General features: G+C 58.7%; 17 protein-coding genes. 4 read left to right on the top strand and 13 right to left on the bottom strand.

The window, feature by feature from the left end; genetic code table 11:
* The first annotated feature begins 17 nt into the window (after nt 1-17).
* Both JJQ51_RS30000 and JJQ51_RS29995 read left to right on the top strand, forming a co-directional pair.
* Nucleotides 18-938 carry an SMP-30/gluconolactonase/LRE family protein gene (locus tag JJQ51_RS30000; RefSeq protein WP_113333612.1) on the top strand — a complete coding sequence of 307 codons (921 nt, stop codon included), beginning with the start codon at nt 18-20 and terminating at the stop codon, nt 936-938.
* A gap of 354 nt (nt 939-1,292) precedes the next feature.
* On the top strand, nt 1,293-3,170 hold the full coding sequence (locus tag JJQ51_RS29995) for a hypothetical protein (RefSeq protein WP_145635594.1): 1,878 nt from the start codon (nt 1,293-1,295) through the stop codon (nt 3,168-3,170).
* A 10-nt stretch (nt 3,171-3,180) separates the two neighbouring features.
* Here the strand turns inward: JJQ51_RS29995 and JJQ51_RS29990 are convergent, their stop codons facing one another.
* From JJQ51_RS29990 to JJQ51_RS29965, 6 genes are all read right to left on the bottom strand, one after another.
* Nucleotides 3,181-5,583, bottom strand: a complete 2,403-nt coding sequence (locus tag JJQ51_RS29990; protein ID WP_442966513.1) for a cellulose synthase — start codon at nt 5,581-5,583, stop codon at nt 3,181-3,183.
* Nucleotides 5,574-6,623, bottom strand: coding sequence for a glycosyl hydrolase family 8 (locus tag JJQ51_RS29985; RefSeq protein WP_145635596.1), 1,050 nt, complete (start codon nt 6,621-6,623; stop codon nt 5,574-5,576). Before JJQ51_RS29985 ends, JJQ51_RS29990 begins: the two co-directional genes overlap by 10 nt.
* On the bottom strand, nt 6,620-9,130 hold the full coding sequence (locus JJQ51_RS29980; RefSeq protein ID WP_113352456.1) for a cellulose biosynthesis cyclic di-GMP-binding regulatory protein BcsB: 2,511 nt from the start codon (nt 9,128-9,130) through the stop codon (nt 6,620-6,622). Before JJQ51_RS29980 ends, JJQ51_RS29985 begins: the two co-directional genes overlap by 4 nt.
* A complete protein-coding gene (bcsA, locus tag JJQ51_RS29975; protein WP_113352455.1) occupies nt 9,130-11,319 on the bottom strand; it encodes a UDP-forming cellulose synthase catalytic subunit in 2,190 nt (729 codons plus the stop codon). The genes JJQ51_RS29980 and bcsA overlap by 1 nt, the downstream gene beginning before the upstream one ends.
* 60 nt (nt 11,320-11,379) lie before the next feature.
* A complete protein-coding gene (gene bcsN / locus JJQ51_RS29970; protein WP_246661199.1) occupies nt 11,380-12,336 on the bottom strand; it encodes a cellulose biosynthesis protein BcsN in 957 nt (318 codons plus the stop codon).
* A 276-nt stretch (nt 12,337-12,612) separates the two neighbouring features.
* Nucleotides 12,613-13,521 carry an alpha/beta hydrolase gene (locus JJQ51_RS29965; RefSeq protein WP_113352453.1) on the bottom strand — a complete coding sequence of 303 codons (909 nt, stop codon included), beginning with the start codon at nt 13,519-13,521 and terminating at the stop codon, nt 12,613-12,615.
* Between the two features lie 298 nt (nt 13,522-13,819).
* On the opposite strand from JJQ51_RS29965, the gene JJQ51_RS29960 reads away from it, so the two are divergent.
* Together JJQ51_RS29960 and JJQ51_RS29955 are read left to right on the top strand one after the other, a co-directional pair.
* The gene (locus JJQ51_RS29960; RefSeq protein WP_113352452.1) at nt 13,820-16,009 is read left to right on the top strand and encodes a TonB-dependent siderophore receptor; all 2,190 of its coding nucleotides are present in this window, start codon (nt 13,820-13,822) and stop codon (nt 16,007-16,009) included.
* A gap of 198 nt (nt 16,010-16,207) precedes the next feature.
* Nucleotides 16,208-16,789, top strand: a complete 582-nt coding sequence (locus JJQ51_RS29955; protein ID WP_113352451.1) for a dienelactone hydrolase family protein — start codon at nt 16,208-16,210, stop codon at nt 16,787-16,789.
* A gap of 97 nt (nt 16,790-16,886) precedes the next feature.
* On the opposite strand, the gene fhuB is transcribed toward JJQ51_RS29955, so the two are convergent.
* From fhuB to JJQ51_RS29920, 7 genes are all read right to left on the bottom strand, one after another.
* Nucleotides 16,887-18,878 (bottom strand): Fe(3+)-hydroxamate ABC transporter permease FhuB, encoded by a 1,992-nt coding sequence (gene fhuB / locus JJQ51_RS29950; RefSeq protein ID WP_269245638.1) that lies wholly within the window; start codon nt 18,876-18,878, stop codon nt 16,887-16,889.
* Nucleotides 18,875-19,750: an iron-siderophore ABC transporter substrate-binding protein gene (locus JJQ51_RS29945; RefSeq protein ID WP_186450356.1), complete on the bottom strand. Its 876-nt coding sequence runs from the start codon at nt 19,748-19,750 to the stop codon at nt 18,875-18,877. The genes fhuB and JJQ51_RS29945 overlap by 4 nt, the downstream gene beginning before the upstream one ends.
* A 19-nt stretch (nt 19,751-19,769) precedes the next feature.
* On the bottom strand, nt 19,770-20,582 hold the full coding sequence (locus JJQ51_RS29940) for an ATP-binding cassette domain-containing protein (RefSeq protein ID WP_186449575.1): 813 nt from the start codon (nt 20,580-20,582) through the stop codon (nt 19,770-19,772).
* Nucleotides 20,583-20,648: 66 nt separating this feature from the next.
* On the bottom strand, nt 20,649-21,122 hold the full coding sequence (locus JJQ51_RS29935; RefSeq protein WP_113352450.1) for a GNAT family N-acetyltransferase: 474 nt from the start codon (nt 21,120-21,122) through the stop codon (nt 20,649-20,651).
* Between the two features lie 59 nt (nt 21,123-21,181).
* The gene (locus JJQ51_RS29930) at nt 21,182-21,772 is read right to left on the bottom strand and encodes a sigma-70 family RNA polymerase sigma factor (RefSeq protein WP_145635602.1); all 591 of its coding nucleotides are present in this window, start codon (nt 21,770-21,772) and stop codon (nt 21,182-21,184) included.
* Nucleotides 21,773-21,936: 164 nt separating this feature from the next.
* Nucleotides 21,937-22,656, bottom strand: a complete 720-nt coding sequence (locus JJQ51_RS29925; RefSeq protein ID WP_145635605.1) for a 4'-phosphopantetheinyl transferase family protein — start codon at nt 22,654-22,656, stop codon at nt 21,937-21,939.
* Nucleotides 22,657-23,976, bottom strand: a complete 1,320-nt coding sequence (locus JJQ51_RS29920) for a lysine N(6)-hydroxylase/L-ornithine N(5)-oxygenase family protein (RefSeq protein ID WP_145635607.1) — start codon at nt 23,974-23,976, stop codon at nt 22,657-22,659.
* Nucleotides 23,977-23,997 lie beyond the last annotated feature (21 nt).

Raw genomic sequence — 23,997 nt, 5'->3', positions numbered from 1 at the left:
ACCCCAGGAAAACTGTGATGTCCAACGACGCTCCTTCCATTTACGAAATCTACGACACGCGCTTCCGCCATCTGATTGTCCCGAGCGCCGGCCTGGAGGAGCTTTATTCCGATTGCCGCTGGGCGGAGGGGCCGGTCTGGTTTGCTGATGCCGGATGCCTGATCTGGAGCGACATTCCCAACGAGCGCATGCTGCGCTGGGTGCCGGGCGGCAATGTCTCGATCTTTCGCTCACCCTCGAATTTCGCCAACGGCAATACGCGCGATCGCCAAGGGCGGTTGATATCCTGCGAACATGGCGGCCGCCGTGTGACGCGCACGGAGATCGACGGCTCGATTACCGTGCTTGCCGACAGCTATAAGGGCAAGCGCTTGAACTCGCCTAACGACGTGATCGTCCGCTCAGACGGAACGGTCTGGTTTACCGACCCGACCTACGGCATTCTCTCGAATTACGAGGGTTATAAGGCGGAGCCGGAGCAGCCGACCCGCAATGTCTACCGCCTCGATCCGTCGACAGGGGAATTGGATGTCGTGGCGGATGATTTCCGCCAGCCGAATGGCTTGGCTTTTTCACCGGACGAGACGAAACTGTATGTTGCCGACTCCGCCGCAAGCCACGACATCAGCGCCCCCCGCCACATTCGCGTCTTCGATGTCGTGGACGGTAAGAGACTCGCAAACGGCCAAGTCTTCTGCAACATCGACACAGGTATTCCGGACGGATTCCGTGCCGACATCGACGGCAACATCTGGACCAGCGCTGGCGACGGCGTTCATTGTTTTGCAGCTGATGGGACTTTGATTGGCAAGATTAAGATACCACAGACGGTCGCTAATCTTACATTTGGTGGTCCGAAGCGGAACCAGCTTTTTGTTGCGGCAACGCGGTCGCTTTATCGGGTCTTTACTACTGCAACTGGGGCGCAGATGCCTTGAAACTCTAACTCCTGGTGCCTTGTGTTACGCCGGCGCCTTGCGCAAGGTGGAGGACTATTGTCACTGTTTGATGCTGCACAATGGATTGAGGGCAGGCAAAGATGTCCAAGGAACCGGCTCTCTCAGTGCATGATCAACGGTTCTTGACCATGTAGTGCAGGCGGCTTTAGATGCCTGGCTTGGCAGAAAGCGGTTGCTACTATTGGATACCAGGGGCGCGTCTTGCCGAAATAACTAAACTTCGGAACAGATCGCGCAGCTTAAGGTTCCGCTCACCTGTTTGCCTGTGCATATTCTAAAGCTTGAACGGTTCTATTAAAATAATTAATGATGGGCTGATTTCCGGCCAAGCAGATGGATAAAAGTATGTGGGCTTCTAAAACGGACTATGCCAAACTTTACTCGCCTGAGTACTTTGGAAAGTCCTCCGGGAGTGCCAGCTACAATGGCAGCGATTTTGAACGCGTTTTTTTCAATCTCTGCAAGGCCAATAATATTGATTCATTGGTCGATGTTGGCTCTGGAAGTGGAAAGCTTAAGCAGTCGGCCGTATCAGCAGGGATGACGGTCTTCTCATGTGATTTTGATCCCGTAGATAAAGATGCTTTTCATTTTGATCTCTCGCTTGAAGATGCAGAAGCCGCAGCCACACTATATAATCAAATAGGCGATCGGGTTGGTTCAGCAGAGTATATTACTACATGTCTCGACGTTTTGGAGCATATTGACATCGAGGATGTCAGTAACGCTCTCTGGAACCTGCACACGATAATAGGAAACCTGGCTGTCGTATCCGTGTCCACACGACCAAGCAGCCGCGGAAATAAGTATCACTCGACAGTTTTGCCTTTATCAACGTGGAAATATTTATTCGAGCTTTCGGGGTTTGAGATTGTCGATCCGCATTTTTGTTCCGAAGGTCGCAGAATTCTGCCGCCCACTAGCAATGATCCGCTGCTAGGACTTGTCTCTCATTGGGCCCAGGCTGATATTTTCAAGGATCGGCTTGATGGTGAGCCGACCTATCTTCTATTGCGGAAAGCAAAGCGACCAACCGACAAAGAAAGCCGCCTGATAAAAATAGACGCAGTGCTCGATATTGCCTATAGAAAGGAAAAACGACTTGCTTTTCATGAGCGACGTTTACAAGCTATTGCTTTAAATATCGGTCATTTTCAGGACTTTCTAACTCTTCGTCCTCTGTTAGACATTATTCCAAGGGGGCAGTGCTCCGCGCTAATTCGGGGCGACGAGCTTCAATCCGACGAAATGTCAATGATCGTGGGCCACTTCGAGCGCAATGGGATTCCGATAATAATCTATCGGACAGTTGCCGAGATCGATTGGCGAGGACTGTCCGTCCGCACCCTTGTTTCCGGCTCCGAATCAACGGCGGCAGTCAGTCATGCATTAAACGCGCAGGTTATCGAAGCTGCAAAGTTGTGGGGCGTCAAAACGGTGTTGCTACAGCATGGGATATGGATTGAACCCATGCAAGATCGCGAAATCAATTTTGCCTCCGACACTATTTTAGCATGGGGCGCGGAACATGAGCGGTTTAGCAGCGGTAAGCATTCTGCAGCCGGGATTTCCAGATCTTATAGCGCGTTGAACAATGGTCGCTTTAAAGCGGCAGGCTCGCCAAAATTTCATGACTCGTTGCTGCAAACGAACTCGGATGTCCTCCGATGGCGGTTGGGTATCGATATATCAAACTACAGCGAACACGTCCTTCTAGGAACGAACTTGAAATGGGCGCAACATCATGATGAGAGGTTGCATATATTAGCGGGCATACGCCGGATGATTCAAAGCAATCCGGAAAAGTTATTCATCGTAAAACCTCATCCGTCTGAACGGCATTCTGAATATGCTGAATTGAGAGCAGATAACACACTTGTACTGGACGACATCCTACTGGGCTGTCTCGATTTATCGGTGTCGAGGCTGTTGGGCGGAATCGCAACAGTTGTGTCTTCTCTTTCGACCTTGTTGCTTGACGGTGCTGTGTTGGGTCGCCGTTGCATCCAGTACGATACCGGAAACAGGCTTCACTATGAATTATGCAAGCCGATTTCCGTTAACGATCTGCATCTTGCGATAAAGAATCCTCTCGCAGCTTCGTTGAGCAGCAAAGATTTTGCATCATACTATAACGATGCGGGCAACGATCATTTTTACGAAGTATTTGCTGAAGTTGTTGGCGACCAATCCTCCAGTGGCCACAGTTGAGGCGACGACCTCAATACTCTCCCCGCGGCGGATGTAGCGTAAGCTGGAGGTCGCGCAAGCCACGGCTGCCGTCGCGGCTGCCGGTTGCGGCGACGGCGGTGAAGATGCGTTCGGCGTCGTCGTACATTTTCAGATTGAGGTAGCAGTATCCGCGCAGCACCATCAGATCGACGCGCTCCTGCTGCAACTGCGCGCGCTGGTCGAGATAGAGCAATGTCTCGTGATAGCGCTTGCCCTCGAAGGCCGAGAGTGCGCGGTCGGCCAGTATGGCGACCTGCAATTCGGCAGCGCGCTGGTGGTTCATCGGCGCCTTGGTCGCAGCGACGGCGGCATTATTGGCAAGGCCGGCCCGCAGATAGGCAAGGCTCTGTCCGTAGGCTGCTTCTTCGCGCGATTTCGGATCCGTGTTGCTCAAGGCAACATCAAAGGCTTCTACCGCTTCCATTGGCCGATTGAGGTTCATCAGGCACCAGCCGCGAGAAAGAGCACTAGCAGGCGTCAGCAGCCGCGCATTGACGGTGGTATTGCATCCCGCCGCGTGCCGTGTCGAGCGGGTCGCCACCCGGGCACGCGTCTCCGGTTCGGCATAATTCGGGGACGGCGCACGGCGCACAGGGGCTACTCGTTGCACCGGGGGCTCAGCGTTGACGTAGGGCTGCGTTACAGGAGGCTGGGGCGCGACCTGAGAGGCCATCGGTTGCAGGTTCTGCGGTTCGCCTTGCTGCATCGTTGTCTGGGGCAAGGTTTGTGGGGCAGGCTGCAGTGTCTGATTGGGAGACGGCAGCGGTTCTGACGTCGGCGTGCGCGGCGCCGGCTCGCCGAGTACGGCGATACGTTGGGAGCGATCGGCCCACAGTCTCTGGACTTCGGCGACGCCCACACGATCGTTCAACTGGTTGCGCGTAATCGCAAGGCCGTAGGCGGAAGGCTCGTCGTCGGGTTTCCAGCGCAAAGCCGTCTCGAACCAGCGAGCAGCGGCCTGCGGCTGGTTCATCGAGCGAGCAAACCATCCGAACTGCTGAGCCGTCGGGACATATTTCTGCTTCACGACTTCCGCGGCGATACGGCCCAGAACATCTTCGCTAAGGCTGGCCGGCGGTTGGAGCGCCATCAGATTGGCGGTTGCCGCAAGGTAGGTCGCCATCGCGTCCTTGGATTCATTGCGCCATTTATACATGGCGTCTTCGGCTTCCTGCGGCTTGCGGTCGGCAATCAGCACCAGAGCCAGCCCCTGCGAGATTGTGGCAGAATCTTCCTTCTCATGCGCGGCTTTGAACCATTGCTCGGCGTCGGGATAATTGCCGCGGCGCAAATCGTACCAGCCGAGGAGCGCATCATCGGATGCAAGGCCCTGACTGCGCGCGACACGCTCCACTTGAGACAGATAGTCTTGCGATACAGTCAGTTTGGGATCGTCATTGCCCTGGGCAACGAAGCGGCGAGCCAGATCGGTCCTTATGCTATCGAATTCGCGCCCGCCGTTGCCGTCTGGTTTTTCCAGAGACAAGAGATCCTGCATCGGCTGATAGGGCAGCAGGGCCGCCGCCTTCTGGATGGTCGCAAGTCTCTCCTGCGGATTGGTGCAGGTCTTCAGAATATATTTGTAGGCGTCCTGGCCGCGGGCTGCACGATCGGTGCGGATGAAAGCTTCGGCGACGCGCCAGAGAACGTCGATATCGCTGCAGGTCAGGAGGCTCGGCGTTCTGGCGCCGATGTCGATCACAGTCTGATATTGCTTCAGATCGGAGGCGTTGACGAGCCGCGTGCGTGCTTCCGCGATATCCAGACGCTCCAGCAGATCGGCGGGCGGTTGCCATCCGGATTCGGTTGTCTGGCGGTCGGCAATGGCCTTGCGCACCTCGGCATAACGGCCCTCTGAATAGAGCTGCCACATGGCCTCGAGCTGCTTGTCGCTGTTTCGCGGAATGGCCAGCGGATCGGCAGGCGGCGTCCAGTTCGGGTAGAGCGTCTGCAATCGGGATATTTCTGCCTGGAGCCGCGCCTTGTCGCCACGGCTTGCAAAATAGCGCAATGCGCTTTCATCGACCTTCGGTTGATTATCGGCAGCTTGTGCCGGATTGGTCTGCTGAGCCGACGGCTGCATTGATTGCGGCTGCGCCTGCTGTTGTGAAGTTTGGGCGATTGCGTCGGGGGCGGTTCCGTTTGCCGGCTTGGAGGGTGGGTCGGAGAGAACCGCCGATGGTGCAGCCGCTTGTATATGGTCGGCGAGTGCTTGCAAGTCGATCGGCTTTCCCGAGCTACTATCAGCGACGAGTATCGCCTGCGGCTCGAGGCGTGCCGACTTTGCCAGCTTGATCTTGTCTTCCGGCGAATCGTGATCCTTCGTCGCGAGCGTAAATCCCGCCACGGCGACGGCCAGGAAAGCCATGATCAAGGTGGACTTTATAAACACTCCGGATGTCTCTCCGTGACGAAAGCCAGGCTCAACAGCTGCAAGGTGGCTGGATAGTAAAGCGATGGGGTGAACTGCCGAACCGAAGCAGGCAGTTTCGCTCCGCTCACCACACACGCCACAACATCGTTAACAATTCTATAACCCGGATCTGGAAGCAGGTCCTTCGGCTTCCCGGTCGTCAGATCGATCGTTGCAGGTTCGTCCTCCTCGACGGTCATGCCCTGCTGCAGACGCGAAAGCAGCGCCTTGTCGCCGATGCCTGCGCGCGCCAGGTAAAGCGGGATCCTGACGCTATTATAACCGAATTCCGCCTCGAAGCCGTCTGCCGGTTCCGGCTTCGCCTTCACGCTAACCCAATCGGCGGGAAGCTTGCGCGGACCAAATTGCAGGGCGCGCAGCAGGGCAAGGCCATCATCGCTGAGCTTCTGCCAGCGATCGGAAGGCACCAGCAGTGCCATGACGGGAATTGCCTCGAAGACCCAATAGGATGGATTGATGACGGGTCCATCCTTGCGCCCGGGCGGGCGATAGCCCTCTACACCGGGAATGAGCAGTGTCCGCCCTGCGGAACTGATGACGACATGGGACAGGATGGACTTGGCCATGCTCGCAGCCGCCTGCAGATAATCCCTGTTGTTCCAGGCCGAACCCGCCAGGGCCAGTGCGTAGGCAATCAGCAGATCGCCATCCGAAGCGTTGTTCGTGTCCGCCACATGTGGAACAGCAGTCGGATCCCATTTCCAGACGGCAAGGCCGTCGTCGCGCAGCAGTAGCTCCGTGCGGGTAAAATACCAGATCTGTTCGAAATCGGCGGGATTGTTGGCGAGATAGGCAAGCAGCATGCCGTAGCCTTGGCCCTCGCTGTGGCTGATGCCGCCATTGCCGTTGTCGATGATGCGCCCGTTCACATCGAGGAATTTCGCCTTATAGGCAGCCCAGGCCTGCGGATCGATTGCCGGCCGCTGGGCGGCAGCCGGTTGCGCTGCTGTCATCATGGCCGCGCTGCAGATGGCAAGAACAAGGTGCCGGAGTTTCATTCGCGCCTGCCGATCTTGGAAAGAACGCTTGCCGTGCTCACCCCGAGCAGGAAGGAACCCACCACGAACAGGAAGGCGTAGGACAATATGTTGCTGGAAAGCCAATTTGCGGCGATCAGCCGATAATTCGTCAGCGACCAGGGTTGGGAGACGACAAAGGTGAACCGGCTGACCGGCACGGTATCGATCTTTCCCGTCTTGCCGGAATAGACGGTGATGCGGCCGCTGATCTGCGACCAGGTATGCTGCGCACTCATCGCCTCGGCACCCGCTCGCAGGTCTCCGGCACTGGGCGCGGTGACAACGGTCCAGGTCGCGTCATTGGTTGGATTGGCCTCCTGAGCGATCAGGAAGCTGTTGGCATTCGATGGGGTGAACACCTGCTCTGAACTGGGGATGAAGCGAAGCGAGCTCAAGGTGATATCGAAATTGCGGTGCATCCATTGCTGGAAGCTCTGCATCTGCCCCTGCAGCAACCCGCCGCTGATGCGGGAGCGCCAATCGGCGATCGTCACGGACGCTTCAGGTATGCTGCCTTGGCCCGGGGCAGGCGGGCGCCAGGCCACCTGGCTCGAGGCGGAGATATTCATTTGTGTGAGGATCGTCGACGGCAGCTGCGAGACGGAACCGATGAACAGCGCATTGCGGCTCCCGACCGTACTCGGCGAGGCGGTCGGTTCGAGCGCGATGGGATGGCCGGCGACAAGCGCCATCTGGCCGAGGAGCGTCGCGGTCGCAGACAGCGTGTCGGTGTCTGCGCGGTCGATGAAAAGCGCGGTTGGCTCGGTTTGGCGGTTGTAGGGATAGCCAGTGCCGGCAAGGGCTGCAAGGTTCGGCCGCTGAGCGATCCTTGCAAAATCCGGGACGGTGAACTGGCTGGTATCGAACAACGCGAAGCGGGGCGTCGTGCTTGAGGTCGCTGCGGGCGCGCAGGCGGTATCCTCTTCTGCCAGCAACATGGCTTCTAGCGTGATCGTGTTCAGACCCGGCTTGAAATGGCGCATGGTGATACGGATGGGCAATTGCCGGAAAATGCCGCCCCCGGTTGCCGTGATCGGCTTGGTCGTGGCGATGCTGCCGTTGACGTACACGTCGATATGACTGCCCGGACGCACATCCTTGGCATAGGCCGCATCGAGCAGGATGGTGGCCTCGCCATAGGCATTCGCATAGAAGTCGGACGGGATCGCCACGTTGAAGCTTGTATGGAAACGCCGTCCGGAAAATTCCGTCGTCCTGACACCCAGCTGTTCGAAGGAAAGGCTAGTGCCCGAGTAGATGAGCGGGGCGTCGGGTGCGGACCATCGTTGCGTTAACAGCAGATCGCGGCGGGTATTGGGGTCGCGGTCAGTCGGCGAAACAACCATGTCGATCGCGGATGCGATCGCCTGCCAGGACGGGCCGCTGATAAGGAGAAGCTGCTGACCGCTGCGTGGGTCCGTCGCAAAGGTCGCCAAGGCCCCATTTTGGGCCGCGGCTGGAACGGCAAAGACGGGCTGCAGCTCCGCCGGCGTGCCGACGACGACGGTCATCTTGCCGGGGCCTGCTGGAGGTAGGGCATCCGTGCCGAACGAAAAGGCTTCGTTCGGCATTCCGCTCAAAAGCGCCAGTCCCTGTGCCAGACGCAGGATCGGCTTGGTCGTTCCCGGTTGAGCCAATGCCGGCACGACCAGATTGAACTGTGTCTTGCCGGTACCGTCGACACCGATCGCGCGGATGGCGTCGGTGGTGGTGAGTTTCTCCGCTTCGCGACTGGCGAAGCTGAGATAAGTTCTTGCGGGATCGATATCGGACCAGAGCTCGTACGTCGACGGAATGTCGCAGTCGACGCGGTGGCGCTGCGTCGCCTCGAAGGTCAACAGATTGGCGCCGGGCTGCAGCAGCCCGCGCGGGATATCGAAGCTGATATCCGACTCGTTGTCCGAGGAGCCGATCTGCTGCTGATGGACGGCGCGGTCATTCACGAGGACCGTAAGCTGCGATGCCTCCGGGGCGACGACCACCGCGTTCTGGTAGGCAAAGGTAAGTTTCGCGGGCGCCGCCGCCTGCTCCGGCGTCAGATAGATCGACCAGGATTTGCGGTCGGCTTCACCCTCCAATCGCAGCTTTGCGTAGGGAACGACATAGCGGCGGAATGCCGACGGGTCGGTGCTGGCGGTTGCCTGTTTCGCCTTTGGCGCCACTTGCGGTGTCGTCTGGGCGGGAGTGACAGGGGTTGTGACCTGCGGCGTTGCCGTCTGTGGAGTAACGGTCGGCGGCGTCATGACCAGGGGCGGAACAGCTTGAGGAGCTACGGTCTGCGGTGCTACGGTCTGAGGAACCGTGACCGGAGGCACCGCTGCCTTCGGTGGCTCTGTCTGCGGCACGGCAGTTTGCGGAGTTATGATCTGAGGCACTGTCGGCGCTTCGCCTTTCGGCCGCTCGCCGGACATGTCGAAAGGCATCGTCTGGGCCTGCGCCGTAACGGCGCCAAGGATAAGCAAGAGAGCGGGGAGGGCGCGGTTCATCAGCTTCTGGCCTTCGCATCCTGCCGCTGCTGTGTGCGATCCGAGCCAACACCCCTGAACAGGTAGATCAGACCCCGGCTGGTCTGATAGAGCGACATGCTCAGAAACCAGAAGGTTCCGCGGATGATGCCCGGATTGCGCCGCCGCGCCTGCTGGAACTTCGTCCATTGATCGGAATTGGCAAAGACGAGGTCGGCAATCAGGCGATGGTCGGCAGCACCCCTCGGAACATATTGGCAGCCGATGGCGGTAATATCGCCCATCTGCTCGATATTACGAACGACGACCGACAGGGTCACCATGTCGGCGCCACTATAGGGCTGGAAGCGGATGATGGCTTCCGAGCCGACCGCGACCGGTTCCAGATCCTTGTTGAAGACGTTCAACCTGGCGCCATGGACGGAGACGTCCTCGATGGAAGCGGAATTCCAGCGGCCGTCGATCCCGAACTCGCTGCGGCGGTCGACTCTGACGCGCCGCGAAGATGCACGCTCGCCACGTTCGGAGACGACGCCGAGAGCGCAGCCGGAAAGGACGAGGTTGATGATGTTCCAGCCGCCGACGACAAGCGTAACGTCGGCCTTATAGGGCTCCGCATAGACGCGGTAGATTGTGACCGCCAGTGCGATGATCTGAACGGCGAAAATAACGAAGAACGGGCGGCTGATTTCCGAAAGCCGGCTGACGGCGATCGATTCGTCCTTGGCCGTGACCTTGAAAGTCGGCTTGCGGGGATTGAGCATGACCGAGACGACGGCCGGCAACAGGTGCACCGTCTGTACATATTCATAGAGTTCGGAAATCCACGGCCAGCGGAACGACCCGTAGAGATAGTTCTGCATCATCAGGTTCACGAGCATATAGGCAAGGGTATAGGCGAGGAACTCGCTGCCCGATGCCGTGAAGATCTCGAGATCGAAGAAGAGGTAGAAGAGCGGCGCAAACAGGAAGATGACGCGCGGAAACGGAAACAGCCAGAACAGCGTCGACGACATGTAGCAGAGCCGTTGCGGCAGCGTCAGGCCGCGCTTCAGGAGCGGGAAGCGGAAACGCAGGATTTGCATCATGCCTTGCGCCCAGCGGCTACGCTGACCGATGAAGCTTGCGAAGGTCGCCGGCTGCAGGCCGGCAATCAGCGGTTTGTCGACATAGATGCTATTCCAGCCGGCGCCATGAAGCGCAAGCGCGGTTTCGCAGTCTTCCGTGATGCTGATGCCGCTAAAGCCATTTTGCGATTGCAGCGCCTTGCGGCTGAGCACGGCGGCCGAACCGCAGAAGAACGCGGCATTCCATTTATCGAGGCCGCGCTGGATGATGCCGTAGAACATCTCGTTCTCGCTCGGCATGCTGTCGAAGGTGCGCAGATTGCGCTCCAGCGGGTCCGGATTGATGAAGAAATGAGGGGTCTGAACGAGAAAAAGCTTCGGATCGTCCTCGAAGTAGCCGACGGTTTCGCGCAGGAAATCACGCGCAGGAGCATGGTCGGCATCGAAAACGGCGATCAGGTCGCCGTTCGAATGCTCCAGCCCGTTGTTGAGGTTGCCGGCTTTGGCATGTTCGTTGCGGTCGCGCGTCAGATATTCGACATCCAGATCGGCGCACAGCCGCTTGAGCTCGTCATGGCGCGCGATTGCGGCCTGCGATTCCAGGATTTTGGTCGAATTGCGCTTCTGCAATGTGCCGCCATCGTCGAGCAGCCACACTTTGAGCTTGTCGGCCGGATAATCCATCGCCTTGGCGGAGGCGAGCGTGTTGGCCAGAAGATTGGTATCTTCGTTATAGGACGGAACGAAAACATCGACGCTCGGGAAATTCTTGGTTTCGGAAGCGCGCTTGGTTCGTGGCGGCAGCGGAGTAGCAACGATGAAGAGGCTGAGCATCAGCATCGCCACGTTGTACATTTCGGCGAGATAGAGCAGCAGCCCGGGAATGAAGTTTTCCAGCTGGTTTACGGGCGGTATCGTATAGGACGTGCGCCAATAGACATAGCGCAGAACGATGGCCGTGCCGAAAGCGAGCGCCACGAGCCGCCATGTTCCCTGACGCTTGAGGATCTTGATGATCGCCATCAGGGTGACAACCACGGTGCTGGCAATCAGCTGCGTTTGAAGGTTGACCGGCAACGTGATCAGCACGATTCCGCATAGTGCTATCACGGCCCATATCAAGATGCTGCGTGCAGTCTGCATCGGTGTCCCTTCAAAGGTATTGCCAGACGCCATCCTGGCGCCCCCAAGCAGCGCCGCCTGCTAGCGGCACCCCTGAGATATGCCAGTTGCCCCGTTACAGTCCGGTAAAGGCACGACGATATTGCTTGCAGTATTTGCAGGTGGCGGCGCCGCCATCGAACTTGCACCATTCGCGCCATTCGTCTGCGGTTGATCGTTCTGCCCATCCGGCAGCGGTACGCGCGGGCCGATCATCGGCGGCAGAGCTGGCGCCGCCTGCGGCTGGGGCTTCATCATGATCGGTCGGCGCACGACCGTAGGACGCGGTGCGGCGGGGCGGTTCTGGTAGCCGATGCTGATGGGTGCCGTGCGATAAGGGGTGGCGTCGGGATAGACCGGTTCGCCGGGCTTGCCCAGAACGGCATCCGCGCCGCGGGGCGCGCCGAAAGGGTTGAGTGCGGCGCCGGCAAAATGGCCTGCGATCGTATAACCATAGACCGTGCTCAACAGCTGGCCTTCGCTCGCATGGGCGTCGCAGAGCCGGATGCGCACCTGTACCATGCCGAAATTGCGTTGCTCCTGGGGCGGCGCAAAGCCGGCCTTCACCTGCTGCCAGGCATAAAGACAGGTATCGCCGGCGCGGCTCTGGCCGGAGGCGTAACCGAAGGGGCCATAGTTGTTTTGAACGAAGGTTGCTGAGCGGGCGAGCCGAACGCCGGGCACGGCAGCCGCCATCTCACGTGCAATCGCGCCGTCGCTGATCGTATTGTAAGGCCGGCTTCCGAGTCCCGGATTGGAGCCTGTCAGCCCAAGAAACTGAACCTTCAGGAAATTCTGGCCTGAGACGGAAGATGAGGTGGAAAGCGCGATCGTCTGCTCGACATCCTTGCCATGCCTGCGCTCGACCACGTTTATGATCGCCGGTCCGCCTGGCGGCGGAAATGCCAGTGCCTTGTCACTCGAGACCGTTTCCACGCCGATCGACTGACGAACCTGGCCGGTTGTGGTGCAACCAGCGCCGATGCAGGCCAGTATCATCAACACTATCGTCTTTGAAAAATGCATCTCTTAGATCGCGGCAATCCTGTGTGATCACATTCATCGGCAAATTGCGCGACGGTCTTTGGAATCAAGTGCTTGTATTCACTATAGCAAATAAAGGTGATTATGGTTAACCAAGGGTTAATTTTAGCCGATTGGTGTACCGCAAGAGGCCTGAAATGCACGCCGAATACGCCCTCTCGCGCCGAATGCACGAAGAGCGATGCAGAGTCGGAGATTAAGCTACAACTTTAGGCCGCAAGCCTATGAATTTCAGGTCGATTTCTTTCTTTGAAATGCGATCTGGACGGCTCGGTTCAGCGCGACCGGGAGGACCGACATATGGTTCTCTCCCGCATATTCCTCAAAGGTAATCGTTTCTGTGGATGACGCCAGTTTGGCCCATCTCTCAGCCATGTCGCGGGCGAGTTCTATCGTGCGTGTTTCTCTTGCCCGTTCTTGTCGTTTTTGCTCCTCGGCGGTGCCTTTATGGAAGGGCGCCAAGGTCTCGCCTTCATACTGACCGGCGGAAAGATGCAGTTCCATATCGAGCGGCTCTTTGTGCCTGTCGAGGAATTCTCTCTCCATCGAAAGAATAGCGGCATCTTCCCAGTAGATCGCCGGGCTTGCGGAAATCCAGCGACTGAAGGCATCGGGTTTACAAAACAGCGCGTAGAGCGTGAACAGGCCGCCGAACGAATGGCCGAAAAGTGTCTGGCGTGAACGGTCGACCGGGACCTGCTGCTCTATCCAAGGCTTAAGCTCATCCTCGATGAGCGCCAGAAAACGTTCGCCGCCGCCGGTCTTCACATCCGGCGTATCGGGGAAGAATGGCGGATAGACGCGTCCGGGCGGTGGGCTCAAATCCCAGGAGCGGCGCAACGGGTCATATGGCTCGTCCGTGGGATAGCCGATGGCAACGATGACACCTTCCGCGACATTGGTTCCGTTCGGATAGCTCGCCTGTACTTTGACTGCGTCGACAGCGGTCGCAAAACAGGCGTTCCCGTCGGTCAGGTATAGGATCGGCCAACCCTCCCGCGGTGCCGGCTTGTCCGGGCGATAAAAAAAGATCCTGTGCGGATGATCGGCATTGTCGAACTTCAGGTCAATGAATGTGCAGCCGGGAAGGGTGACCGGCGCCAGAATGGCAGCGGCAGTATGTGACGAGGTATGGGACATGGCCTCTCCGGCTGACCGATCATGTAAGGCGCAGGAGCAACGGGCGCCGATGTTTGAAAGATGATGAAATTTCTCATATTATGAGTGGTGCGATCTGGCAAGCGGGCCAAATGCTTCGCTAAGCGTAATTTTTAGGTGTCTTCCGCAATCCGGTATTCGGCCGCCGGAGCCATTCTGCAACATGAGGGTGGAAACCAATAAAAAATATGACTCTTGCACTCATGTATTCTTGACGCCGGCGGTGCCTGCGAACTAATTTGCGCCATCTTTTTCAGAAACGGGCAGGCGCAAAGGGCTTATGAGGCAGAAATCCCATAATTATATCAGTAATTTGGCACGTAAGAGATTCCAGCTTGCGAGCAGCGCCACCGCACTTGCAACACTATTTGCTTTCAGTGGAAATGCCTTTGCGCAGGACGCTGCGGTCAATGCGAATGATGGAGGTGCCACCCAACTCGCGCCGATCGTCGTCAGCGGACAGTCGGGCGACGCAAGCGATAATACGACCGTAGCGGCAAAGAAGAGCCAGGGTGCCACTAAGATCAATACGCCCCTGGTCGAAACCCCTCGCTCCGTCTCGGTCATCACCAAGAAGGAAATGGAAGAGCGCGGCGCGCAGGACATCGTCGAGGCTGTGCGTTATTCTGCCGGCGTCCAGACCGGCTCCTATGGCTTCGATCCGCGCTTCGACCAGATCTATGTTCGCGGTAATGACATCACCACCGACGGCGACTATCGCGATGGGTTGCGTCAGCCCTATATGAACTACGCCATGTTCCGGACTGATCCCTATGCACTCGACCGTGTCGAGATCATCAAGGGGCCTGTTTCCGTTCTTTACGGTGCCGGTTCTCCGGGCGGCATCGTCAACAAGATATCGAAGCTGCCGACAGACGAGACGATCAGGGAGGTCGGTGTTCTCTACGGGACATCGGACCGCGCGCAGACGATGTTCGACTTCGGCGGTCGGGTCAATCAAGACGATGACAGCATGCTGTATCGCATCGTCGGTCTGGCGCGAAAGGGCGACACCAATTTCGATATCGCCGACGATCGTTATCTGATCCAGCCGTCCTTCACCTGGAAGCCGGACGACACGACGAAAATCACCATCTATGGCTCGGCGCAATCCACCGAGACGGACGCAAATCCCGGCGCAATGATCGGCCCCGATGGCAATGTTCTCGATTATCGCGACAGCGACCCGGATTACGATTATCAGAGGACCAAGCAGCAGCAGGTCGGCTATCAGTTCGAACACGAGTTCGACGGCGGCTTCACCTTCCGTCAGAACCTTCGCTTTTCGCATCTTGATCTGAAAGCACGCTATCTTAGCACCTACAGCTGGGTCGGAGACGTCGCCCAGCGCGGTGCGACTGCGATCGGCGACAGGATGAATGTCTTCCAGGTCGACAACCAGCTAGAATCCAAATTTGATACCGGCCCGGCAGCCCATACCATGCTGTTCGGTCTCGACTATACCCGTATGAGCGATTCATTCGCCTATGGGATGGATGCAACGACCAGCACCGCTTATGACTTCGATATCGACAACCCGACCTACGGAGTATCGGGTCCGACGCCCGCCTATAATGTCAGCCGGGTTGATGGCCGCCTGCAGCAGTTCGGCGCCTATGCCATGGATCAGATCGAACTCGACAAGTGGCGCTTCACGCTTGGCGGCCGTCAGACCTGGGTGAAGCAGTCGACTGACACCACCATTGTCTCCACCGATACGACCACGAACGACAGCCTCAACAAGAATGCGTTTTCCTACCAGCTCGGTGCAGTCTATCTTTTCGACAATGGCATTGCGCCTTTCACCAGCTATTCGACCTCCTTCAATCCGGTCACGGAGCGGTCTGCATCCGGCAGCATCCTCGATCCGGCTAAAGGCGAGCAGTATGAGCTTGGCGTGAAATATCAGCCGCCGGGCACCGACATCCTGCTCTCAGCCGTTGCCTATCACCTCGTCGAGAAGAACAAGCCGGTCCTGGTCGACCCGCTGACGCTCGTCTATGAGTCGCTGGGTGAGGTCACCAACAAGGGGATTGAGCTGGAAGCCAGGGCTAATATCACCGATGGCTGGGACGTGATTGCCGCCTACTCTTACAACCATTCCGAAATTACGCGGGGCGACGATCAAGGCAACGCGCCTGCGGTGACGCCAAAGAACATCGTCAGCCTATGGTCGAATTATACCTTCCAGGAGGATTCGGCTGCCAAGGGTCTGACCGTCGGCGCCGGCATTCGCTATACTGGCGAGACCTACACCAGCACGGCCAATACCGCCAAGAACGACGCGAGCTTCTATCTCGACGCTGCGCTTTCTTACGACTTCGGCGCGATCGACCAGAAATACAAGGGCCTCACCGCTTCTGTTGACGTCCGCAACATTGCCAACCGCCGCCTGACGGTCTGCAACGAGGGCTATTGCTACCTCGGACAGGGCCGCAACGTCACGGCTTCATTGAAGTATCGCTGGTAAATTTATCGGGGCGCCGTATTCTGTGCGGCGCCCGCTCCGCCCTGATAGTCTCCTCGTCGGCCGAACTCGACCTTATTGTAAGCAAGGCTACCTTCCCGCCTGAGTCTATCGCGCAAGATATCCGCATTCTTGCCGATGCGGCGATGAGGCTGTAGCCTGGCAGAAAATGTGCCCGACCATTCCAGGGGGAGGTTCCGTATGGCGGAGGTCCTTTTGTTCCACCACGCACAAGGATTGACCCCGGGTGTGTGCGCGTTCGCTGATGTGTTGCGGGGCGCCGGTCACATCGTGCACACGCCTGACCTATTCGACGGGCGCACTTTCCAGAGCATCGAAGACGGGCTCGCTTATATCGAGGGGATTGGATTCGACCATATGCGGGAGCGCGGTGCCCGCGTCGCCGACGAGCTGCCTGCTGCACTTGTCTACGCCGGGTTCTCGTTCGGTGTGCTACCTGCCCAGAATCTGGCCCAGACACGGCCCGGAGCCCGAGGAGCTCTCTTCTTCCATTCCTGCCTGCCGATCAGTGGCGAATGGGCCTTCGGACCTTGGCCGCATGGCGTCCCGGTCCAGATTCATGGGATGGAAAACGACCCAATCTTCGTAAGCGAAGGTGATATCGATGCCGCCCGTGAGATCGTGGCAAGGGCCGAGGACGCGAAGCTTTTTCTTTATCCCGGCAATCAGCACTATTTCGCCGACAGTTCCCTCCCGTCGTATGATGCGGATGCAACCGCACTACTGACGAGCCGAGTGCTTGAGTTCCTGGATCGTGTCTGATCGAAGCCAGTGTAGCAACACACGCACACTGCCCGTCTTCGGCTACAGGCATCCCGTTTGCATATATGCGCGCTCGGGGAGCGTCTGCTACGTCAGACTATGCCGCTCTGCGCCGCTTCATCAGCAATATCAGCAGCAGCGGAGCGCCGACGAGGGCGGAAACCAGGCCGGCGGGCATCTGGTAGGGAAAGGCGATCATTCGGCCGAACCAGTCCGCGAGCACCATGAGGCCGCCGCCGGCGAGTGCCGCGCCAGTAAGCTGGGGTGCGGCGCGACGCAGGCCGAGCTCGCGTGCCAGATGCGGCCCCATGAGGCCGATGAAGCTTAAGGGGCCGACAACGAGGGTGGCGGCTGCGGTCATGGCTGCGGCAAGAGCAAAGAGGCAGGCCCGGGCAAAGTTGACGCGAACGCCGATTGCCTGGGCCGCCTGGGTCCCAAGCGGCAGCAGATCGAGCCAGCGACGGGTCAGAAAGGCAAGCGCAAGGCCTGTCGTTGCTGCTGTCGTTGCAGAGATTGCCTTCGTTGTATCAACGAGATAGGCTGATCCGCTCATCCATTGCATCACGATCATTGCACGCGGATCGCCGCTCGCGGCCAGCACGCTGATGAAGGCATCCAGCATGGCTCCGAGCGCAATGCCGGTCAGAAGTACCCGTTCCGGCGCGAAGCCGGACCGGATGCCGAACAGGAAGATGGCGATGAGGACGGCGAAGGCACCGATACCACCGAAGCTTAGTTGGGCGGCCATGCCGGGAGCGGGCAGAAGGAAAAGTGCGACGGTGACGCCAAGGGTAGCGCCTGCCGAAATGCCTAGAACCTCCGGACTTGCCATTTCGTTGCCGCTGAGCCGTTGCAGGATGGCGCCGACGACGCCAAGCATCGCGCCCGCAGCAAAGGCACCGGCGACGCGTGGAAGGCGATAAGGCAGCACGTCGGGCCAATGGGGATAGGCAAGCAGCGTCCATGTTCCATCCGGTGCGCGCCCGAAGAAGACCGCGCCGGCCAGCAGAAGCACGAGTGCCGGAACTGATGCAAGCAAGAGTACGCGCGGCGTATGTAAGGCGCTGTTCGCATTCCGAGAGGGAGACGGCGTGCTGCGTTGCACGGCCTTCAGGCGCGGCAGCATCAGGAGCAGCAATGGCGCGCCCAGCAAAGCGGTGATGGCACCCGTCGGCAGGAAGGTCGAAGAGGCCCCAGAAAGCAGCATCACGGCCTCATCGGTCAGCAGCAGCAATCCTGCGCCGATGAGGGGCGACCAGACGAGCTGGCTTTTCATCTGTCGGGCGCCGGCAAGCTGAGCGATGCGTGGCGCGATGAGACCGATGAAGCCGATGACGCCGACCGCGCTGGTGACGATCGCGGCAAGCGCAATCGCGATGCAAACGGCAGCAATGCGCGTGCGCTTGACCGACAGACCAAGTCCGCTCGCGCCGTTATCGCCTAACTCCATGAGTCCCAAAGGCCGCGCCATGAGCAAGGCCGCGGAAGACAGGATGAGGATTTTCGGAAGAAGGGAAAGCGGAATGGTCCAGCTTTGCTGCGCCAGCGATCCAGCCCCCCAGATGAAGAGGCCGGAGAGATAGCGATCGTTCATTAGGACGAGAATGGCGGCAAGCGCTCCGCTCCAGACGCCGACGATCAGGCCGGCGAGCACGAGTGCCAAGGGCGAGAAGCCCCGCCTTGCACCGATCAGGAAAACGACTGCCGCAGCGGCGGCGCTGCCGAACAGGGCAACGGCGTCGCGGCTGAGGCCCTGAAGGGCCGGAAAGGCGAGCATGACGGCGACGAGCGCAAGATTGGCGCCTGCGGAAATACCAAGTGTGGATGGCGAGGCGAGCGGATTGCGCAGTGCTTGCTGCAGCAGGCTTCCAGAGAGCGAAAGTGCGGCGCCGGCCAGCAATGCGGTAACGATCCTCGGCAGGGTTGAATAGACGAGCAGCAAGCGCTGCGGATCGTAACCTGCTTCCTGCTCGAACAAGCGTGAAAGGTCAGGCGCCAGTTGATGCCAGGCAAGCAGGCTGGCGAGCACGAACAGCGTCAGCGCCACGGTTGGAGCACCGAGGACGTTATTTGCTTCGGTGCGGATCATGCGACTGTTTCCAAATGGTCAAGCAATATGCGCGCGAAGCGCTCCGCTTCCTGCACCATGCCGAACATCAATGTGCCCGGCAGCACGGAGACGCGTCCGTCTCTAACGAAAGGGAGGCTGGTCCACAGCGGACTATCCTGCAGATTGTCGAGAACGTTCGGCGGTAGCAATGGTTCGAATGCGATGAGGCGCAGGCTTTGATCGAGCGTCGCCAATTGCTCCAGCCCGATCGTCTCGAAGCCCCAGTAATCGCCCGGTCTGGCCCAGGCGTTTTTGAGCCCAATCCTGGTCATGACGTTCTGGTAGAGGCCAGCGCCGCAATAGATGCGGGCATGGCGCGGGTCGACAAAATTGATGAGCGCCAATGGTGGAGGGTTGAGCTTTTTGACGCGGTTTGCGCAGTCGTCGAAGAATTGTTCCGACCGGGCAAGGAATTCTTCCGCCTGTTGCCGCCGGCCGATGGCGTCGGCCAACTGACGCGTCGCCTCGATGGAGCGTGGCAAAGCTTCGCCGCCTTCGGCATAGATCGTCAGTTCCAGGACCGGCGAAATTGCCTCCAGTTGCGGCTTCAAAGGCGTGAGATAAGGCGTCGTCAGGATCAGAGCCGGCTTGACGCTTGCCAGGACCTCGAAATTGATCTCGCTGGTGGTGCCGAGATCGATGACACCTCCAGGCATTTTCGGTTCGACGACCCATGTGTCCCAATCAGCAAGCGAGGCGATGGCGGCGGGCGTGACGCCGAGCGCGAGCAGTGTCGACGCCAGGCCGTAATCGAGGGAAACGATCGGGCCGGACATGGTTTCTGCAGCCACATCCGCTTGCGGAACGGCAAAAAGTGCCGCAGCAGCAAGCAGCGTGCGGCGGGAGAGCATCAGGTTCTCGAAGCTGCTTTCAAATGACATAGGCAAGCGGCGTTCCATGCACGGGATGGGCGGTGACGCCCATGTTGGTGCCGTAGATCGTATTGAGCGTTTCGGCCTTCATGAGGCTTGGCGACGGGCCTGCTGCAATGAGGCGCCCTTGCTTCAGCGCATGCAGATGATCGCAGAAATGTGCCGCGACATTGATATCGTGCAGGACGAGAATGACGCTCAGATCCTTCGTCCGGCAAAGCTCGCGCACGAGCCCGAGGATTTCCATCTGGTGGGCGATGTCGAGTGCCGATGTCGGCTCGTCGAGCAACAGGCAGCGGCTGTCCTGGGCAACCAGCATCGCGATCCAGACACGCTGGCGTTCGCCGCCGGAGAGCGTATCCACCATCCGGCCTGCCAGCGTATCGACATGCGTGAGCTTCATCGCGGTCTCGACTTTTTCCCGATCGATATCGGTGAACCGCCCGAGCGCGCCATGCCAGGGATAACGCCCGCAGGCGACAAGCTCCTCGACGGTCATGCCAGCGGCCGAACTGGTATCCTGCGGCAGATAGGCGACGGCGCGGGCAAAGGCGCGCATGTCATAGGAGCTGGCGGCTACGCCATCGAACAGGATGCGCCCGCCGGTCGGCTGAATCTGTCGAGCCAGCAGTTTGATCAGCGTGGATTTGCCGGAGCCGTTATGGCCGATCAGACCGGAAATCTCGCCCGCCTTGAAGCTGATATCGAGCGGGTGAAGAATGGTCTTGCCGTCGACCTCGAAACGCAGGCCCTCCGTCGTGAAGACGGTTGCGTGATTCTGATCGTATCCGGTGATCGTTTTGTCGTTCATGGTCATTATCATTCCTGCTGAAGCGTGCTGGCTTCGTGAAATTCCGATGGCCGGCGGGTGGCCGGCTTAGTTTATCGAGGTCAATGGCTTGACGAAGAAGAGGCACGGATCGCTTTCACGCCAGAGGGTCGGGAATATCTCGGCGCGGATGAAGCCGTTTCTATCGTAGAAGGCGCGGGTCTTTTCATATTGCGGTTCGTCCCTGCCGCGCGGCGCGAGCGTCTTGACCGTCAGGAGCTTGCAATCGGAAGAGCGGGCGAAGGTCTCGGCTGCGGCCAGCAATCGCTTGCCGACGCCGCTGCGATGGTGTCGGCGCCTGGTTGCTATCACGAGAATCTCCATGGCGGCTGGCGGATGGGCGCGCAGCGCAACGAAGCCGGCAACGGTATCCGCCTCGACGCAGCCGAACATCGGCAGGGTCTCCACGGCACCCGCACAGGCTTCGATGACATCGGGGTCGGTAAACCAGTCGGTCAATTCCGACATGATGTCACGACAGATGGCGCCTTTAGATTTGGTTATCTCGATGGCTTCCTGCATCTGTTCTTCCCTTTCCTGGCGGTGGAGCGCGGTTCGCAGGCGATGGTGGCGAACCACCATCAGGCCCGCATCTCGCGCACCCGTGTTGTTCGGTTTCGTTTGTGATTGCCGCCGGCAGCGCAAGCATGGTCGGCCTCGAGCGAGATGGCGGCGAGGCATCGCGAATGCGCCTCCCGCAGAAGGCCGCAAACAAGGGCGCAGGATACGCCCGCCTCTTTGGCAATGATGTTTTGGGGGATATCGTCGAAATAGTGCTCTTCGTAGAACTTCCGGGTTCTGGCGGGCATGGATTCGACCGTGCAGCGGAAGGCCTTGTAGGCCTCGGCCTCGTGAAGATGCTCCTCGGGGCTTCCATAGGCCGAGGTATTGCCGCCGACTTCCTCTTCGACGAACAGGCCGCGCTCATATTGCCGGCGCCGCATATGATCGGTTGCCAGATTGCGCACCATGCGCATCACATAGGGCGTCGGAGCCGCTATATCCTCCTTCAGTGGCTTGGAGACCAGTTGCAGGAGAACTTCCTGCACGACATCCTCGGCCAAGCTCATGCAGCCTGTGATCCTGCGTGCGACGGAGAGGAGCTTCGGATAGGCGTGAAGTGCTGTTTGGAGTTGCTCATTGGAAGTCGACTGCGAATGGTTGGCAATCATGTCGGGCTCTCGCTGAAATCCAAAGTTGCATTTCTGTGTGCCCCTCTTTTTGAGAGGGAACCTATAAAACATGACAATGATAGTCAAGATAGCGGAGTCGAAAAGTGAAGCATCTCCTAAATCAAGGTTTATCCACCTGATTTTATTTTAATTTTTTTAGCAATCTAGAAGAAAATCCCGCTTTTGTGATGCTGCCATTGCGGCCGTGCCACAGCTCTTGAGGTCGCGATAGCCCATTGAAAATCCCCGCTTTCTCCATTGCTGATCCTGCCGGAATGGATGAAAATCGCTTCGTCCGATATCTGGCTTTTGCTTTCAAAGGTTGTATTTCCCGGCGCCAGCATCACGCCTTGCGGGTCGGCCAGAAAACCCTGGCCGAAGCATTTCAACGCAGCCTCTTTCTGAACCCAGCAGGCGAGAAAAACATCGTGGCGATATCGCTCATCCAATTGATGCACCTGATTGAGCTCTTGTTCGGAAAGGATCATCGGCATGATCTCGAAGGCTTCCTTCTCCGAAAATGCGTCGAGGCGCTCGATATCGATACCGATGCGGCCGCCGCGACAGATCGCGAGCGCTATGTGGTCTTTGGTGTGCGAGAGATTGAAGTCAATGTCGGGGTAATCACGCAGGTAGGGCCTGCCGGAAGGGGTAATCGCGAGACAAAGTGCTTGCGGGGCGCAGCCAAGCAGATTGGCGATAATGCTTCGGCACAGCACCCGTCCGGCAACGAAAAGGCGCCGCGCCGGGCATGATCTGAATGCTGCGGCACGGCTTTTTTCTGCCTCGCTCAAAATCGAGTCCGGTACGGGAAGCTCGTCAGACAGGTACAGGCTATGAAGCTCTACCTGCGCTGTCTCTTCCCCCGGTTGGGCCGTCTTCACCTATTCCGCTGCCTGTCCCATGTGAGAGGGAAGGTTCGACGGCTGCCCGTGCGTTTCCCACTGTACGATGGGATCGAGCTGATCGAGATCGAAATGCGGGCGACCGAGCAATGCATTGGCAATCACGGCGCTGCGCCATGCGGCGAGGCTGAGCTGCGGTTCGGCGATGCCGTGGCTATGGCGCCCGGCATTGAGAACGAAGATGCGGTTTTCGCGCGGCCCGTCCCATGCCAGCGAGAAGTCGCTTTCCAGCACCGGTTCACCGATGGAGTTGAGTTCGATGCGATTTTCAAGCGAATGCAGGAATTGCGGAAGGACAAAGCGATAGCCGGTTGCAAAGACGACCATGTCGACAACAAGCGTCTCGACGCTGTCATCGAAACCGTTGCGCATGGTCAGCGTGATTTCGGGACCATCCTGCTCGGCTGCGATGACATTGCGGAACGGGCGCAGCGATATGCCGTGATCGGGGTGGCCGCCTGCATCGAGCTTTCGTTCGTAGAGGCGGCGATAGAGCTTTTTCAAGGTGGAGGCGGAAACGCCGTCGCTCGCCAGCACCTGCCGGCGTGTGTGCGTGAGCCGCAGCTCTTCGGGAAGTCCGTGGAAACGCTCCATATAGCCTGGCGTGAAGAGCTCGTTGGTGAATGGCGTCGCGTCGAGCGGCTCGAAATTCGGCCGGCGGCTGATCCAATGGATGGACGAAACCCTGTTCAGATCCATAAGCGCATCGACGATCTCCGCCCCGCTTTGGCCGCCGCCGATGACGGCAACACGGGGCGCTTTGACATCACCCATACGCTGCGTCGCTTCGCTGCTGTGGAAGGTCATGGATTTGGGTAGTTGTTCGGCCCAGGCTGGACGAGACGCGATCTTGCCGACGCCGACGGAGAGATTGCGGGCGCTGATCGCGCCATCCTCGGTGGCAATGGAGAAGAAGCCGTCGTTGGCGTGGACCTCCCGGACGCTGGCGCCGAAGCGCAGCGACGTCAGGCCGCGCGCGACCCATCCGAGATAGTCGGCGAATTCTTTGCGCGGAACGGCTTCATATTCCGCATTGAGAAATTGATAAAAGCGTTTATGCGCAACAAGATAGGAGAGGAAGCTCCACGGACTTGTCGGGTTGGTGGCGGTTACCAGATCTTTTAGAATGGAGGTCTGCATCTCTGCGCCCGGCAGCATCATTCCTGGATGCCATGCGAAGGATGGGCGCCGCTCGAAGAAGCGGACGGAAAGTTGCGGTATGGAATCGAGCTGAGCGGCAAGGCTGAGGTTGAAGGGACCGATACCGGCCCCGGCGAGGTCGAGCACGTGCGATGTCATGATGCAGCTCCAGAATTATGT

This window comes from Rhizobium sp. AG207R (assembly GCF_027109195.1).
GTDB lineage: Bacteria > Pseudomonadota > Alphaproteobacteria > Rhizobiales > Rhizobiaceae > Rhizobium > Rhizobium dioscoreae.
This window is presented reverse-complemented; position numbering and strand designations above follow the sequence as displayed.